The 17,567-nt window shown below is 44.7% G+C and carries 12 protein-coding genes; 8 read left to right on the plus strand and 4 right to left on the minus strand.

Going from position 1 to position 17,567, the window contains the following annotated elements; all coding sequences use genetic code 11:
* The first annotated feature begins 82 nt into the window (after positions 1-82).
* Together AC3CHU_RS17300 and AC3CHU_RS17305 are read left to right on the plus strand one after the other, a co-directional pair.
* Positions 83-1,552 (plus strand): hypothetical protein, encoded by a 1,470-nt coding sequence (locus AC3CHU_RS17300; RefSeq protein ID WP_017090319.1) that lies wholly within the window; start codon positions 83-85, stop codon positions 1,550-1,552.
* Positions 1,552-3,132, plus strand: coding sequence for a GGDEF domain-containing protein (locus tag AC3CHU_RS17305; RefSeq protein ID WP_017081835.1), 1,581 nt, complete (start codon positions 1,552-1,554; stop codon positions 3,130-3,132). The genes AC3CHU_RS17300 and AC3CHU_RS17305 overlap by 1 nt, the downstream gene beginning before the upstream one ends.
* A 79-nt stretch (positions 3,133-3,211) precedes the next feature.
* Here the strand turns inward: AC3CHU_RS17305 and AC3CHU_RS17310 are convergent, their stop codons facing one another.
* Complete coding sequence (locus AC3CHU_RS17310; RefSeq protein ID WP_065206709.1) at positions 3,212-4,114, minus strand: DMT family transporter; 903 nt, start codon at positions 4,112-4,114, stop codon at positions 3,212-3,214.
* 250 nt (positions 4,115-4,364) lie between these two features.
* Here AC3CHU_RS17310 and AC3CHU_RS17315 point away from each other — a divergent pair, with 250 nt between their 5' ends.
* The 6 genes from AC3CHU_RS17315 (at position 4,365) to AC3CHU_RS17340 (ending at position 9,984) form a co-directional block, all read left to right on the plus strand.
* On the plus strand, positions 4,365-4,760 hold the full coding sequence (locus AC3CHU_RS17315) for a DUF3302 domain-containing protein (RefSeq protein ID WP_065206708.1): 396 nt from the start codon (positions 4,365-4,367) through the stop codon (positions 4,758-4,760).
* Positions 4,760-5,890, plus strand: a complete 1,131-nt coding sequence (locus tag AC3CHU_RS17320; protein WP_488526028.1) for an HlyD family secretion protein — start codon at positions 4,760-4,762, stop codon at positions 5,888-5,890. Before AC3CHU_RS17315 ends, AC3CHU_RS17320 begins: the two co-directional genes overlap by 1 nt.
* 320 nt (positions 5,891-6,210) lie before the next feature.
* Positions 6,211-6,759, plus strand: coding sequence for an ECF-type riboflavin transporter substrate-binding protein (locus tag AC3CHU_RS17325; protein WP_048609818.1), 549 nt, complete (start codon positions 6,211-6,213; stop codon positions 6,757-6,759).
* Positions 6,760-6,765: 6 nt separating this feature from the next.
* Positions 6,766-8,460 carry an ABC transporter ATP-binding protein gene (locus tag AC3CHU_RS17330; protein WP_488526029.1) on the plus strand — a complete coding sequence of 565 codons (1,695 nt, stop codon included), beginning with the start codon at positions 6,766-6,768 and terminating at the stop codon, positions 8,458-8,460.
* Positions 8,457-9,296, plus strand: a complete 840-nt coding sequence (locus AC3CHU_RS17335; RefSeq protein ID WP_171307580.1) for an energy-coupling factor transporter transmembrane component T family protein — start codon at positions 8,457-8,459, stop codon at positions 9,294-9,296. Before AC3CHU_RS17330 ends, AC3CHU_RS17335 begins: the two co-directional genes overlap by 4 nt.
* Positions 9,297-9,513: 217 nt before the next feature.
* Complete coding sequence (locus tag AC3CHU_RS17340) at positions 9,514-9,984, plus strand: TetR/AcrR family transcriptional regulator (RefSeq protein ID WP_017090325.1); 471 nt, start codon at positions 9,514-9,516, stop codon at positions 9,982-9,984.
* An 80-nt stretch (positions 9,985-10,064) separates the two neighbouring features.
* Here the strand turns inward: AC3CHU_RS17340 and glgB are convergent, their stop codons facing one another.
* From glgB to AC3CHU_RS17355, 3 genes are all read right to left on the minus strand, one after another.
* Positions 10,065-12,245: a 1,4-alpha-glucan branching protein GlgB gene (glgB, locus tag AC3CHU_RS17345; RefSeq protein ID WP_488526030.1), complete on the minus strand. Its 2,181-nt coding sequence runs from the start codon at positions 12,243-12,245 to the stop codon at positions 10,065-10,067.
* Between the two features lie 175 nt (positions 12,246-12,420).
* Entirely contained in the window at positions 12,421-14,601 is a 2,181-nt protein-coding gene (malQ, locus tag AC3CHU_RS17350) for a 4-alpha-glucanotransferase (RefSeq protein WP_488526031.1), read from the minus strand.
* Positions 14,602-14,777: 176 nt separating this feature from the next.
* Positions 14,778-17,231, minus strand: coding sequence for a glycogen/starch/alpha-glucan phosphorylase (locus tag AC3CHU_RS17355; RefSeq protein ID WP_010431613.1), 2,454 nt, complete (start codon positions 17,229-17,231; stop codon positions 14,778-14,780).
* Positions 17,232-17,567: the final 336 nt, after the last annotated feature.

Raw genomic sequence — 17,567 nt, forward strand, 5'->3', positions numbered from 1 at the left:
GAAAGATAATTGGTGCTTATCTCAAATCACACACTTATAATGATTGTGTTATCAATATGTTCGATAATTATGGATCTAAGTCTTGGACAAAAACCAGTACCTTCTTGAAACAGAACTAGAACAACTCAAAACTCGTGTCGACTCTGAGCCATCGGTGATCCTTGAGATTGCTCAACAGTGCCTAGTCCGATCGGAGCAAGTTCTGTTTGAAGAGGGTGCTATCCAGTCGTTGATGTTAATGGCAAGGTGTAGCTGGAACCTGATGGATTACCAAAAAGGTTTGAAGTACATCAAGGAAGCCTACAAGCGCCAGAACCGATTAGATACCGACCTTTTCCTCCCTGAAATACTCCATTTACACGCGCTCCAGTACTGGGGACAAGCCAAGTATTACTCCGCCCAACAGTTCTGGATCAATGCCTTAGAGCAATCTGCACTGGTTGATGAAGTCGAGATTCAAATTGAATGTCTCATTGGGCTTGGCAACATTTGGCGAATGACTCATGAATATAAGCTTGCACGTTCTACCCATCAGCTTGCCGTTAAAGTGGCTAACAACAGCCGCATTGGTTGGCTAGAGGGCAAAGCAAGAATACTGCTCGCTTGGGATTACTACCTGCTTAACAACTATGTTGAAATGCTGTCGGTACTCGACGGTGCAGAAGAAGCGTTAAAAGAGCATAAAGATAACACTTGGCATGCCGAAGTATGGGACTTTCGAGGCCTTGCTCTGCTTGGGCTTGAACGTCTAGATGATGCAGAGCGCGCGACAGCCAAAGCGCACAATCTAGCCGTAGAACACAACCTCGTTTGGATGAAAGCGCACTCTTACATCAGTCGAGCTCGATTGGAGCTCCTGAGAAAAAGACCAGAACATGCGGCAGAATTGCTGAAACTCGCTGAACACTCTGCAAATGAATTCGATAATGGTGAGTTGCTTAGCCAAATTTGTTACCAACAATCCTTGGTTGCCGAAGAAAACCAAGATTTCAAAGCTGCGTTGGTCGCCTTTAAAAAGTACCGTCAATATTCCATCGGTATGCTTAAAGAGCAAACTAATCGTGTCGGTTTAGACAAAGCGCGCAGTTCAAAACGCCAGCTTGAACAGAGAGCACGAAAGCTGATTAATCGTATTCGTGGCCAGCATGAATACGATCCTGAAAAGCACCTCTCTTATGTCGTCTCTGAAACCTTTTGGTGGGAGAAGCTGGTCCTCTTTAAGACAGAACTTAAGCGTTCGAACCACAGCATCATTATGTTCCATCATGTCGATACCGATTACTTAGATGTCTGTACCGAGATTGCTCATACCTTGTGTAATCAAAACGACTTCATCGCTAGGCTGAGTTCAGAGCGTGTTGCTATGATGCTTTCAGAAAAAGGCGAAGCCGCAGAACAAACCTTCCAAACTCTCAGCACCATGCTAGAAATATATCCATGGCATAGAAAAGGATTAAAAGGTTCGAGACCTACCGTCAGCCTCAATGATATTTTGACGTTCCCGTTCACTCTTGAACAATTAGAAGAAGACGATGCTGAGGTAATAGAATAATGGAAACCCTATTACGCAAAATCACAGATGCTGGTTTAGACCCTTCATCGGTATCGGGTGAAGAAGCGATCATATTCTGGAACCACATTCGCCAGCACGTTTCGACCACGCAAACAGAGCAAGCGCACTGCTATATAATCAGCTCTGAGTACCGTGCCGAGTTGCAACAAAATCAAACCAGTATTGAAGAACTCAGGCTTGCACTCGACCTACTCCACCTTCCTGTAGATATCGAAGACATTCTCACAGTAAAGACCAGCCTAAGTGACCGCTTAGTTGAAATTGGTGATTACACATCGGCACTGAATGAATTCGTCAGCTCATCGACAATCGCGGTTGAACATGGCCATATCGATGAATATGTATTGGCAATTTTAGGCATGGGGAACCTGTGTGATGCCTATGGTGATCACAACAGAGCTCTTCGCTATTACCAAAAAATCAGCAGTATAGACCACGCGATTAGCAGTCGCTCACTTCGCCTCAAATTCAAGCTGCATATGGTAGCAAGCCTACTTCTGCTCAACCGCATTACCGCGGCCAGCGATTTACTGAATGAGTGCGAAGAACTCAGTATTTTGGTAAGTGACAAGCTGCTCACTGCTCAGATATTGCTTTACCAGGCGAAAGTGCTTCGTGCTAAGAAAAAATACCATGAAGCCTTACGTTGCCTATCAAAAGTTCAATACCCAGCCAACAGCACTCAAGCAAGCTGGCTCGCAACCATGACTCGCCTCGAGTTAGCACATTGCCTAAGTGCAACCGGGAAGCAAGACTATGCGAGCATGATTTTGTCGAGCACAGACAAACGTGTAAAAGCCTACTCATCGCCAGTGCTTGCAAAGCGTTTCTATGACTCTTTGAGTGACGTATGTATGAATCAGGGCCGTTTTCAAGAAGCTCTGAGCTATGAGAAAAAAGGTTACCGAATTGAAACGGATCTGATGAAGCAGATCCCGATCAGCGAACTCGGTGCAAGCCAACTACGCCGCCTTTCGCGTTTTGAGTTACAACTCAAACTCATTCTCTCTGAACAAGAAAATAGAGAACTCAAAGAGACGACTGAACAACACAAGAATACAGTTGCTCAACTACAACAAGATGTTTTCACCGACCCACTTACCGGGTTACACAACCGTCGATGGTTAGATGTGAAACTAAAAGACCTGTTGCTTCACGAAGCACCTTTCGCCTTGATGGTTGTTGATATCGACCACTTTAAGTCTATCAATGATGAACTCAGCCACTTAGTGGGTGATAAAGCGATTGTCAGCGTTTCTCAAGAGCTGCGCTCGTACTTTAAGTTTAGAGGCGCGTCATGTGTCAGGTTTGGCGGAGAAGAGTTCCTAGTCATCCTTGAGAACACTGACCTTGCGAAAGCAGAAATGCACTCTGAAAATTATCGAGAGCGCATCTTCCAATTCGGATGGCATGAAATACTCGGAGAACGCGGTTTAACCGTGAGTATCGGTATCACTTTACATCGCGACGGAGAAAATACTCAGCGTACCTTCTACCGTGCCGATAAAGCGCTATACCGAGCGAAAGCCAACGGCCGTAATCAAGTGTGTACAGAATAGTGCCACGTAGGTCTGTAGGTCTGTAGGTCTGTAGGTCTGTAGGTCTGTAGGTCTGTAGGTCTGTAGGTAAGCCTGCATCTTATTGATAAAAGAACAGAGATATTCCAGCAAGGGCAGCAAGCGTCCCTATGACGCTTTGCTTTGACACCTTCTCCCCTTTAATCGCATAAATCACCAAAATAAAGACCGGACTGGTCGCTATCAATGTTTGTGCAATCGCAGGGTTCGCATTTTTCAGCGCCACTTGTTGAAGCCATAGAGCGAGAAACGTCCCGACAAAGATTGCCCCTAATAACCAAAGTTTATCGAGCTTGGTCATTTCCCATAAATCTCTTTTTATCGATGAATACGGCTTCTTTTCAACAAAAGGGATAATCAGCATTACGGCAAACACACCTATCGTGAGACGAATCAGTGCACCTAATAATGGTGGGATATCACCCGCCACTAACGCGTAATGAGAAATCACCACACCGGATGCCTGACAAACACTCGCCACAAGCCCATAACCAATGCCACCCCACTGTGCTTTGTCATTCGATTCACCGCTCGCCGGTTTTGATGGCTGAAAGACAACAAAGGTCACCGCTAATGTTGTAATCACGACTCCGAGCCAACTTTGCAACGTTAATGCGGCACCAAGAAACATGAGTGCCAGCACGCCAGAAAGAGGCGGTGCTAAAGATTCCAGTAACAGTGTCTTATTAGCACCGATTCTTTTCAACGCCGCAAAATAGGCGCTATCTCCAATCGCAATGCCAATCACACCTGAAATTGCCAATATCAGAAAATGGTTGGTACTCAATTCAAATTCAGGCATCGGTATTAACGGCATGACTAACAGCATCATGCCAGAGGCTACAACACCCTTAACAATGTTCAATTGCATCGCAGAGAAGCGATGTCCAAATTGCCCATAGATCCATGTCGCACACGCCCACACAATTGCAGCGCCAATGGCCGCCAATTCACCTATATACATCCGTATTTGCCCCTTGTGGTTATGCACGTCATTTAGAATCGTAGCTGTCATCATTTCAGCTGAAATACCAACCAGAAAGCCGAAATAGCCTCTTCAAACGCGATGAGATTTTATAAGATTCATCAATGCTTTTATTCGCATTAGAAGCGACAACACATTATTTTCAACTCGGTAAATCATTTTTATAACAATTACTTGGATGATAGCGTAGTATATTTATAACTAATATCTAACATTACAAGGATCTGTTATGTTTTTAGACTACTTTGCGCTCGGCTTACTTATTTTCGTAGCATTAGTCATCTTTTACGGCATCATCGTTATTCACGATATTCCTTACGAAATAGCGAAAGAACGCAATCATCCTCATCAAGATGCTATTCATGTTTCAGGCTGGGTTAGCCTATTCACTTTGCACACAATTTGGCCGTTCCTATGGATTTGGGCGACACTATGGCGCAAAGATCGTGGCTGGGGCTTTGCTAAATTAGAAGAAGAACAACACGACATTCATCATCGTGTTGATATTTTAATCGATCAGGTTAGCACGCTTCAGGAAGAAATTGCTCAACTCAAACAAGCCGATTCAGTGAAAGAGAATCAAGCTAAAGATCAAAATAACGCTCAAGATCAGGAGGCTAAATAATGGATTTACTGCTGATAATGACCTATGCGGCGCTTTGTATCACCATTTTCAAGGTGTTCAATATCCCGCTAAATAAGTGGACAGTACCCACTGCCGTACTTGGAGGTGTGATCATAGTAGGTACCCTAATTCTACTAATGAACTACAACCATCCATTTACGCAAATCGGTAACCAAGTTTACTCAACAACGCCAGTCGTTTCAGGCGTTAGGGGTAAAGTTATCGAAGTGCCTGTAGAAGCAAACAAACCTCTGAAGCAAGGGGATATTCTTTTCAAAATCGACCCAGTTCCATTCGAAGCTGAAGTCGCAAGGTTAGAAGCCAAGGTAAAAGAAGCAAACCAAGGTGCGCTTGGAATGGAATCTGAAGTGGCTGAAGCAGAGGCTGCAAAAATCAAAGCCATCGCAGAAAGAGATAAAGCCAAACGTGAGTTTTCTCGTTACAAGCGCGGTTACGACAGCGGCGCTTTTACCGAGCAGCAATTGGATACTCGCAGACAAGCTTACAAAGCATCGGAAGCGGCCGTGAAAGTTGCGGATGCAAACCTAGAACAAACAAAGATCGCCTTGGACTCTGAAATAGGTGGCGAGAATACAGCGGTTTTAAGCTTATTAGCTGAATTACGTAAAGCTCAGTTTGATTTAGAACAAACCGTGGTTCGAGCTCCCACTGACGGATACGTTACGCAACTAGCATTACGCCCAGGTGTAATGGCAGTACCACTTCCTTTAGCTCCCGTGATGACATTTGTTCACACAGAAGAACAGTTCTATACCGCTGCATTTAGACAAAACTCGCTACAGCGCCTACAACCAGGTTACAAAGCTGAGTTCCTATTTAGAGCATTGCCAGGAAAAGTATTTAAAGGACGTATTGATGAAGTGATTCCAGCTATTGGTGAGAGCCAATTCCAAGCTCGAGGCGCGCTTCTAGGTACTGACGCATTGCGTACCAGTGGTCGTGTGTTTGTTAAATTGAGCATCACTGATGATCTGTCTGACTACCATTTACCTATGGGTACTGCAGTTGAGGTTGCCGTTTATTCTGACAGCTTCACTCACGTGTCTATCATGCGTAAGGTCCTTATTCGCATGAAGAGCTGGCAAAACTATCTATATCTAGACCACTAACTATACCTAGACCACAAAATGGTCGTAGATATACGATGAACCCACTTAACACATTGTTAAGATGAATCAAAAAGCCAGACCCGTTCTGGCTTTTTTGTTGCTTGATTAACCGTAAAAGTGTGCTTTTTACATGATATTTGAGTGTTCGGATGGAATTTTAGACATCTAGACACTTACCTTCCCTTATGGAAGGGTTCTACTGTATAATGCGCGCCTTATTTTTTATATTTGCCCAAAAAACGTTCTCCTTGAGACGCATATTAATAATGGCGAATATTCGTTCTTTATCATGCTTTATCTTTCAGTATTCGAGGTTATCTATGAACTTTTCAGCTAAAACAGTGGTCGTTATCGCCATTGGCGCGGCACTGTATGGCATTGGTGGTTTACCTATGTTTGGTGTCCCAGTGTTTGCTAACACGACATTGAAACCAGCAATGGCAGTCTTAGCACTGTTTTCTGTTTTGTTCGGCCCTATCGTTGGCTTCTTGGTTGGCTTTATTGGTCACTGGGTAACGGATTTATTTGCTGGTTGGGGCGTATGGTTAACTTGGGTATTAGGCTCAGGCATCGTAGGCATGGTTATCGGCTTGTTCCCTATGATGACTAAGAACCGTCTTCAACAAGGTGAACTGCCAATGAAAGATTTTGTATTGTTCGTGGTACTTGCCCTTGCAGGTAACGTTGTAGGCTACGGCTGTTCCGCATTCCTAGACACTATCCTATACGCAGAACCGTTTACTAAAGTCTTCACTCAACTGTCTATCATCGCAGCGGGTAACACCGTTCTGATTGCTGTTGTGGGCTTCCTGATCCTAAAATCAGTCGCTAAACGCAACAAACAAAGCCGCAACCTGACTGAGGCATAAGCGCCAATGACTATAGAATTTTCGAACTTCTCTTTTAGATATGAGTCGCTGGATAAACCGACGCTAAAAAATATCAATCTAAGGATAGAGAAAGGAGAGAAAATCGTCATTATTGGACCAAGCGGAAGCGGTAAATCTACCCTAGGTCAATGCCTCAATGGCCTAATACCTCATGCAATTAAAGGTGAGGTAACTGGCTCTTTAGAGATCAACGGCAAGAATATCTCTGAATTTTCGATGCACGACTATACCGAGCAGGTAGGCACAGTATTGCAAGATACTGACAGCCAATTTGTGGGTTTAAGCATCGGCGAAGATATCGCATTCGCATTAGAAAACCAGTTGATGTCGAACATTGACATGTACCCGTTAGTTAAGTCGACGGCAAAAATGGTTGACCTAGCGGACATGCTTGAGCGCTCGCCACACGATCTTTCAGGTGGTCAAAAGCAGCGAGTATCGCTAGCCGGCATCTTAGTTGATGACGTTGATATCTTGCTGTTTGATGAGCCTTTAGCCAGTCTTGACCCTAAGACAGGTAAGGCGACCATCGAGATCATCGACCAACTTCATAACGAAACCAACAAGACTATCGTGATTATCGAGCATCGCCTTGAGGATGTCCTGCATCGCGATATTGATCGTGTGATTTTAATGGAGCGCGGTGAAATTGTCGCGGATATGACGCCCGATGAAATTTTAGCGTCTAAGTTACTTGATACGCATGGTATTCGTGAGCCTCTTTACTTATCTGCGCTTAAAGCGGCGAAAGCCCCACTAACCTGCGAAGATAAGCTGTCAAACCTCAAAGCTTTGGATTACAAAAGGTTCCGCCCAGCAGTTCAAGCTTGGTTTGCTGACCGCCCTGCCCCAGCTGCAGAAAAGCAGTATCAACCTTTACTCGAAGTTCATGGTCTGACTTATTCTTACGACGGCGAGAAGAACGCACTCGAAGATGTGAGCTTCAAGATTGGCAAAGGCGAGTTTGTTTCGATTCTGGGCAAGAACGGCTCGGGTAAATCTACCATCACCAAACTCATCATGGGTGTGATCGATGCCGATTCAGGATCCTCATATCTAAATGGTGAAGACTTATCTGAGCTTTCTATCTTCGAAAGAAGCCAAAAGGTCGGTGTAGTAATGCAGAACCCAAATCATATGATCTCGCATCATATGATTTTTGACGAGATTGCTTTTGGTCTTCGTAACCGCAATATTGCAGAAGAGCTGATCACAGAAAAAGTAGAGCATGTTCTTGAGCTATGTGGGCTGAGTAAATTCCGTCACTGGCCTATCGAAGCTTTAAGCTACGGTCAGAAAAAGCGTGTAACCATTGCTTCTATCTTAGTGTTGGAACCTGAACTCCTCATCTTAGATGAGCCAACTGCAGGCCAAGATTACCGAAACTACACGTCAATGTTGGCGTTTATCCAAAAGCTTAACCGTGATTTGGGTATTACTGTGGTGATCATCTCACACGACATGCATCTCGTTCTAGAGTACACCACACGTTCGATCGTAATCGCAGACAGCAAGCTTATTGCCAATGCCGCCATGACGGAAGTGTTTAGTCAGCCATCGCTTCTAGAACGCGCAAACCTCTGTACCACTAGTATTTATGAACTCGCGACTATGATGAAAATCGACGATACCAATGCGTTTATGCAGTACTTCATCGACTACGAGAGAAGTTCTCTATGAACGCATCAAAAGTAAAATTCGGCATCAACTACATTGATACCAAATCCCCCCTGCACGCATTAAATGGCATCACGAAATTTGCACTCTTCTTAGCTTGGGTAACCGTGGTATTGACTACGTTCGACCTGAGATTGATTACGCTGCTTATTATGACTGGTTTATACCTATTAAAACTCACCAATGTGCCTATACGCGTGTATAAGCCTTTGTTATTAGGCACGGCGAGTGTCTTAAGTCTAAATGCTTTATTCATGTTCCTGCTTGCTCCGCAGCAAGGCACTGAGCTCATCGGTAGCGAAACTGTATTACTGACATTACCGGGTAACTACTCGTTGAGCCAGGAGACTCTGTTTTACTTAGTCACCGTCACGCTTAAGTACATGAGCATGTTTCCGATAGCGTTAATATTCGTCTTCACTACGCATCCGACTGAGTTTGCCGCAAGCCTCAACCGTATCGGTGTTCCGTACAAGATCGCCTATGCGGTAAGCTTAACGCTGCGTTACTTGCCAGAGGTTAAGAAGGACTTCATCAATATCATGCATGCTCAGCAAGCTCGTGGTGTAGAACTCTCGAAGAAAGCGCCCCTAATAACTCGAATCAAAAACGTGGCTAAGGTTCTAGGGCCGCTCATTTTCTCTAGCTTAGACCGCGCAGACGAGATTTCAAATGCAATGACGCTTCGAGGCTTTGGCCGACACAAGGCGCGTACTTGGTATAGCTATGCACCTTTGAAACGTATCGACTTTGTCTGTTTAACAGTTATTACATTAGCCGTGATACTCGCAATCACAAAGAGAGCACTCGAAGATCAACTGTTCTGGTACCCTTTCTAAACTTCGCAAACTCTACACAAACATACCCAATACAAACAAAGGCCGCTTACTCAAGCGGCCTTTATTATTCATAAACAACTATTTACGTATGAAATATGGATAAATTATATTTTTTTATGTGTGATTTTTTGTTTTTTAAGGTCTATTCCCAGATAGTTTGCTAATATCCTCAATCCGTAATTTATATACAGAATGTCACACTCAATAGAGATTTGTAATGGCTCGAATTACTCAAGTACAGAAACTAGAAAATCAAAAGCACTACGATGAGATCGTACTAAACCTTTTTCTGGCTGAAGGACATGAAGCACTAACTTATGCAAGGATTGCTCAAGAAATTGGCATTAGTTTGACGACGCTTCAGGGCTATTATCCATCGACCCGCGCTATCCGATCAGCGTTACACCAACACATGCTATCAATTGTTATAGAGAATCTAGAGTTCTCGTCGGAAGAAGTATTCATTCAATCTTGGCAAAACGCTCTAGATAATGATCAATTTCGATTCGTGATCAAATTGATGTTTTTCCATGCCTCCCAGGTCAAGAGCCCTGAACAGTTTAACATCAGTTCAGATGGTCAATTCCGCGAGATAATGTTTAATAGCTTTGGGCTTGATTCCGTTCGAATCCTTGAGACTGTCGTAGGACGTTCAATGTTCTATCTCACGAACTTCAATCAGCATTAAACCAAGCGTTATAAATACAAAAATGGGAGCCTTTCGGCTCCCATTTTCTTTTTAGTTATCGCTTACTTCAACTTATAGACCTAATTTAGCTTGTAAAAAACGGTCGATAGCGGTGGTAAACGCAGCTCAATCGATGTGTCTAAGCCTTCGCTTTCTACTGATTCAACCTCAGCAACCGGCTTCACTTCAAAGCCACTGCCTGCATAATCAGCAGAGTCTGTATTCAATAACAAAGAGTACTGACCTTGCGCTGGAACACCTAAGCGGAAGTGCTCATGAGGAACGGGGGTAAAGTTAGAAACCACCAGTACACGCTCGCCTGATTCACTGATACGCTCATGAGCTAAGATGCTCGCTTCAGCTGAATCCTGTAGACGCCATTCAAAACCTTTCGGGTCGAAATCAAGATCATACATTGCAGCTTCAGAACGGTACAGGTTGTTCAAATCTTTCGTTAAGCGCTGAACGCCTTGATGACGTTCATAATCTAGCAAGAACCATTGCAGTTGATCATCGTGGTTCCATTCCGCCGTCTGACCAAATTCAGCACCCATGAAGTTCAGCTTCTTACCCGGCTGCGCGTACATGTAACCCATGTAAGCACGTAGATTTGCCGTTTGCTGCCACTCATCACCAGGCATTTTTTCGTGGATAGATCCTTTACCATAAACCACCTCATCGTGAGATAGAGACAATACATAGTTCTCACTGTGTGCATAAACCAATGGGAAGGTAATTGTATCGTGGTGATATTTACGATTGATTGGATCTTCTTGGATGTAAGACAAACTATCGTGCATCCAACCCATGTTCCACTTAAACCCGAAGCCTAAACCGCCCATAAAGGTTGGGGCTGAAACACCAGGGAAAGCCGTCGATTCTTCAGCAATAGTCATCGCATTAGGGAAGTGCTTGTAAACTTCTTCGTTCATCCACTTAAGGGTTGCGATAGCGTCGTAGTTTTCATTGCCGCCATCCGCATTCGGGATCCATTGGTCATGGCTACGCGAATAATCGAGGTACAACATCGAAGCAACCGCATCAACACGAATGCCGTCGATATGGAATTGTTCAAACCAGTACAGTGCGTTTGCAACCAAGAAACGGCGCACATGCTCTTTGCCTAAATCGTAAATGTACGAATTCCAATCTTGGTGCCAACCACGACGTGGATCTGGATCATGGAACAAAGGTGTTCCATCAAAGTTGGCTAAGCCGTGATCATCACTAGGGAAGTGTGCTGGAACCCAATCCAGAACAACACCCAGACCAGCTTGGTGACATTGATCGACGAAGAATTTGAAGTCATCAGGAGAGCCAAAACGACTCGTTGGAGCGAACAAGCCTATTGGCTGATAGCCCCAAGAACCGTAAAACGGATGCTCTGAAACCGGCATCAACTCTACATGCGTGTAACCCAAGTCCGTTAAATATGGGATCAATTCAGCAGCAAGTTCACGGTAGTTTAAGAATTCCCCTTCAGCGTTACGCTTCCAAGAACCAGCGTGCAGTTCATAGAACGAAAGTGCTTCTTTACGCTTTTGCGTTACTGGGCGATTCTGCCACTGAGTATCTTGCCACTCGTAACGCGCGTGATCGTAAGTCACAGAAGAAAATGAAGGGTATTGCTCAGAGTAAAAACCCCATGGGTCAGCTTTGTGTGGTAAGCCTTCGCCATCAGGTCCTTTTAATTCAAACTTGTATTGAGCGCCTTCTTCCAGTTCAGGAATGAATAGGCCCCACATGCCATAATCTAAGCGTTGCATTGGATGACGACGACCATCCCAAGCGTTGAAGTTACCCACTAAGCTTGCCGCTGTTGCATGCGGTGCATACATCAAGAAACGCGTACCTGAAATCATCTGTCCATCACGCTCTAGCGTAATAAACTGAGCCCCCATGTGATGATACATATCTTTAGGTGTATGGAGATCTTCATAACTCGCGTACAGATCGTGGTACTGGTATGGATCATCGATGATCTGCTCGACTCCAGCCCAATCAACCGCGAGCTTGTAGTGAGTAAAACGTAAATCTCTCTCTTGCTTAAGAATGAAACCACTTTCACCCTCTCGCGCTAACTCAATACGAGGTTCCTTTCCAACAATCAACTCGACTTTATTTGCCCCAGGAATCCACACACGTAATGCACCTTGCTCAGAAGGTAGGTATGGCCCTAAAAACGCAAATGGGTCAGTGAAACAAGCCTGTGATAGTTGGGTATATATTTGTTTTTGCTTTGAAATCGAACTTAGTTCCAAAACGCTTCTCCCTAACCAAACATCCAAAAAATATAATACAAAAATGCCCGCTATTAGTGCGGGCAATATAACGACGGTTTATTCTACCAGATGAGCATTCATTATTGAGTGACCGAGGTTGTAGTTTCGTACGGCGTAAGCAAAAAACCACTTAATTTCAAGTCACTCAACGTCATTACTTAGCTGCTTTTTCTCGAACGTCAGTCAGCTTAGAAGCGATACGATTTACCCCTTCGTGAGCAAATATTTCGTCCAAGTTCATTGATAGTTTACGACGCCAGTTAGGGTATTCATCGACAGTGCCAGGAATGTTTACAGGCTTATCCATCTCTAACCAATCTTCCAGTTGAACACTGAGAAGTGTCGAACCACCAGCCGCAACGTGCAGTTGAAGTGCTTCAGCAAGATAAGAGTCCATCGGTACTTGGCTTGCATCACGACCAACACCTTCAGGTAAGAAGCCATGCCATGCCACTGAATCTAAGATACCTTGTTTGCACTCCAGACGGTCATCGAACAAGGTTTCTAGCTGTTCTGCATCTGGGTATAAACCAATCTCTTGACCCATTTTCAAGTCATCACAATGCCAGAAGCCGCGAAGCGTTGGCATATCATGAGTACAAAGTGCCGCCATCGATTGTGGCGCATAATGTTTCGGTGAGATAAAGCCACCGTCATCTTCTGATGTTTCGAAGAAGAATACTTTGTAAGAATGCACGCCCGCATCCGCTAGAATATCGACGATTTCATCCGGCACAGTACCTAAATCTTCACCAATAACGCTACATTGGTAACGGTGAGATTCAAGCGCCAGAATTGACAGCATGTCTTGTACTGGGTAGTAGATGTACGCACCCTTGGTTGCGTTTTCGCCTTTTGGAATCCACCACAAACGCAGTAGGCCTAAAACATGATCAATACGAAGTGCACCACAGTGCTTCATATTGGCACGGAGTAGCTTAATGTATGCGTCGTAGCTCGTTTCTTGAAGCACTTCAGGATTAAGTGGTGGTAAACCCCAGTTTTGACCTAGAGGACCAAGCACATCCGGTGGAGCACCGATGCTCGCATCCATCACTAGGTTGCCTTCATCGGCCCAAGTTTCGCTGCCTGAATCAGCAACACCAACAGCTAGGTCACGGTACAAACCAACGGCCATGCCTTTCTCTTCAGCAAGAGATTGTGCATCGTTGATTTGGCAATCCGCTAACCACTGCAGGTACATGTAAAGGTGAACATTCTCTAGGTTCTCTTTAATGTACTTCTGTGTCGCTGGGCTGTCGAATGTACGGTACTTCTCTGGGAATACTGGCCAGCCCCACATACCTGAATCTTCAGCATGTAACTCACCGTGCAGAGCATCAAACGCCGCTTGATGCATCAGGCTTTCACCACCCTCTTCTACAAACGCTAAGAACGCTTGTGCACGATCGCTGTTTTTATCTAAATGACGAGTCTTAAATTCTGCGAATAACAGAGGCAAGATGCTCATCTTAAGTTCAGACACTTCGGTGTAGTTTACCCAGTGCGCTTCACGAGCTTTTTGTAGACGCTGTTGGAATTCAGCGCTGCCTACCGTTTGTTGTGCTTCAGCACTTAATGCGAATTCAGGTACTGAGCTCACATCAATGTATAAGATGTTCAACCAACGACGTGAGGACGGGCTGTATGGGCTCGCGCCTTCTGGGTTCGCTGGGAATAATGAGTGAATTGGGTTTAGACCAACAAAATCACCACCGCGAGAAGCGATATCAGCAACAAGCTGTTTAAGGTCACCAAAATCACCAATACCCCAGTTGTGCTGAGTTCTTAGTGTGTACAGTTGAACACTTGGTCCCCAAAGCTTTTTGCCTTGCTCGATTGGTGACTGCTTGAAACACGCTTTTGGCGTAATGATCAATGTCATCTCGTAAGGCTTCTTACGGCGCTTACGACTCACAATCAGCTTGTGATAACCCCATGCCAAATCACTTGGCAATGCAAACACTAAAGGGCCACCCTCGGCACGCTCGTCACGAACGACTTGAGATTGAAGATAGCCTTCAAGTACCTCTCCTTGCTCGGTTTCTAAACGCCAGCTGAACTCACTTTCACGAGCACTAACACCTAGATTAAGCGCCACTTCTACTGGCTCACCGTCACGCAAGACAAGAACTGGGTCTAGTACATCTTTTTTGTGTTTTCTTTCTACAGATTTAAGCAGTGCATCATCGCTGCTTGTATCGTAGCCCAATGAAGCCAATAGAGACGTAATCGTCTCTTCTGATACTTGTGCTTCATCGCCCCACGCACTAACGTAACTGTCGGCAATATTTGCCATTTCTGCGACTTGTTTTAATACGGTCTGTTCTTTCATCGCTCTCTCCGAAAACGTTCTGACGCTTTCAATTTTGTAGGGTTGTTAATTTAATTTGTTACTAATCAATTAGCTTGTGACAATCAGTTTGTAAGCATCGCTATCTTTTTAAGCCATCTATTTGCCCACAAGCTAATTGAGCCAAGGCAGAAACTGCCTTGGCTACTTTGGAAGTATTAACGGTTAACCGCTTCAAGTTTCCAAATGTTGTTCACGTAATCGCGGATTGAGCGGTCTGATGTGAACTTACCAACCAATGCTGTGTTAAGAATCGCTTTCTTAGCCCAACCTGCTTGGTCTTTGTACTGCTTGCCCATGTCTTCATGTGCTTTCACATAAGATGCGAAGTCAGCAAGACATAGGTACGGGTCGCCACCGTCTAGTAGGCTATCAAACGTTGCACGTAGAAGGCCTGGTTGACCTGGAGAGAACTCATCGCCAGTCAGTAGGTCTAGAGATGCTTTCAGCAGTGGGTCTGCGTTGTAGTAATCGTATGGGTTATAACCCTGAGCTTGCAATGCCACTACACCATCAACGTCTAGGCCAAAGATGTAGATGTTTTCATCGCCAACTTCTTCACGAATCTCAACGTTTGCACCATCCATCGTACCGATAGTTAGCGCGCCGTTTAGCGCCATCTTCATGTTGCCCGTACCTGATGCTTCTTTACCAGCTAATGAAATTTGCTGAGAAACGTCTGCCGCAGGAATAATGATTTCAGCCATGCTTACACGGTAGTCAGGGATGAATACCACTTTCAGCTTGTTGCCAATGCGAGGGTCGTTGTTAATCTTCTCTGCGATCTTGTTAACCGCGAAGATGATCTCTTTCGCTAGGTGGTAACCCGGTGCTGCTTTTGCTGCGAAGAAACATACGCGTGGCTCACACTCGAAACCAGGTTCGTTAAGAATACGGTGGTACAGAGATAGAATGTGTAGCAAATCTAGGTGCTGACGCTTATATTCGTGAAGACGCTTGATTTGCACGTCGAAGATAGCGTTAGTATCTAGCTCGATACCCATGTTCTCTTGAACCCAATCAGCAAGGCGCTGTTTGTTTTCTTTCTTAACAGCCATGAATTCTTTTTGGAATTTCGCGTCTGTTGCAAACTTAGCGATGCCTTCTAGCTGCTCAAGTTTTGCTGGCCACTCAGTGCCTATCTTGCCAGTAATTAGCGTAGATAGCCCTGGGTTACAGAACTTCAACCAACGACGTGGCGTGATGCCATTCGTTACGTTAGTCAGTTTGCCAGGGAAGATTTCGTTGAACTCTGGGAACAAGTCTTTCTTAACTAGTTGAGAGTGAAGCGCAGCTACACCGTTTACTTTGTAAGAGCCAATCACACATAGGTTTGCCATGCGAACCATTCGGTGGAAACCTTCTTGGATGATAGAAAGCTTCGCTTGCTTCTCACCGTCACCAGGCCACATCTTGCGAACTTCTTGCATGAAGCGGTGGTTGATTTCAAAAATGATTTCCATGTGACGTGGAAGAAGACGGTTGATCAAAGATTCAGACCAAGTCTCTAATGCTTCTGGAAGTAGTGTGTGGTTCGTGTATGCGAACGTATGAGCACTGATTTCCCAAGCTTGGTCCCAAGTTAAACCTTTCTCATCGATCAGGATGCGCATCAATTCAGGGATAGCGATCGTTGGGTGCGTATCGTTCAGTTGAATTGTTTCTTGCTTAGGCAGATCTTCTAGAGAGAAACCTGCTGCTTCGTGACGACGTAGAATGTCGCGAACAGACGCTGCTGAGTGGAAGTACTGCTGCATTAGACGCAGAGTCTTACCTTTCTCGTGGTTGTCGTTCGGGTAAAGTACTTTAGTGATGTTGCCTGCATCGATTAGCGAGTGTTGCGCTTCGAAGTAGTCACCGTTGTTAAAGCTTGCTAATGAGAATGGTGCGATTGCCTGACATTCCCAAAGGCGCAATGGGTAAACCGTGTTTGACTCGTAACCTACGATAGGTAGATCCCAAGGCATTGCTTTTACTTCCATACCCGGAACCCAAGTACGAACTTCTTTACCATCGATGTATTCAACTTCTACATGGCCGTAAAAACCAATGTGTTGTGCTAGTTCTGGACGAGCTACTTCCCAAGGGTAACCTTCAACACCACGCCACGCGTCTGGTGCTTCTTGTTGACGACCATCTTGGAAAGACTGTTTGAATAGACCGTATTCGTAGTGAAGACCGTAACCGACTGTTGGGTATTCTTGAGCGGCACAAGAATCCATGAAACAAGCAGCAAGACGACCAAGGCCACCGTTACCTAGTGATGGGTCGCGCTCTTCTTCTAGAAGGTCAGTTAGGTTTTGACCTAACTCTTCCATTGCGTGAGTGATTTGCTCGTATAGGCCCATGCTGATCAGGTTGTTACCTGTTAAACGACCAATCAAAAACTCTAGTGAAAGGTAGTTAACGCTCTTCGCGTTCTTAATTTTTTCGTCATTTTCAGTTTCTAACAGATCAAATGTTGTCAATTCTGCTAGCGCACGCCCCATTGCTAGGTACCATGCGCGGCTATCTGCGTTTTCAATCGTTGTTGCGTAGGTTGCAGATAAATGCTTCTTAACGCTTTCTTGGAACGACACTTTATCGAAAGTTTTTTGCTGAGTTGGTTTCATTTCAGAAATCTCGCTTTTAATAGTTCTAATTCATCTGTCACATATCGTGCATGGTCACCATTAACTAAACATCCTCCCGCTAACGCGACAAACTAGGAGTAGATGGGAGGGCGTAGGGGGCGTACCGACATAGGGTTAGTGATCTGACTCTCATGTTCTGACTTCGAACAAAAACTTGGAGTGACTAAGATCACAAGCTCCCGTTCGATAACTTACCTTCAATTGATGTGACTTTTATTTAACCGGATTAAAGTCATTATCAAATTTGATATTCAGATCACGAAAATAATTTCTTCCTCTCATCTTTTGCATAGATTTACGTGTTGGGATGAAGGA

It is taken from the genome of Vibrio sp. QJM3NY_39, assembly GCF_057785895.1.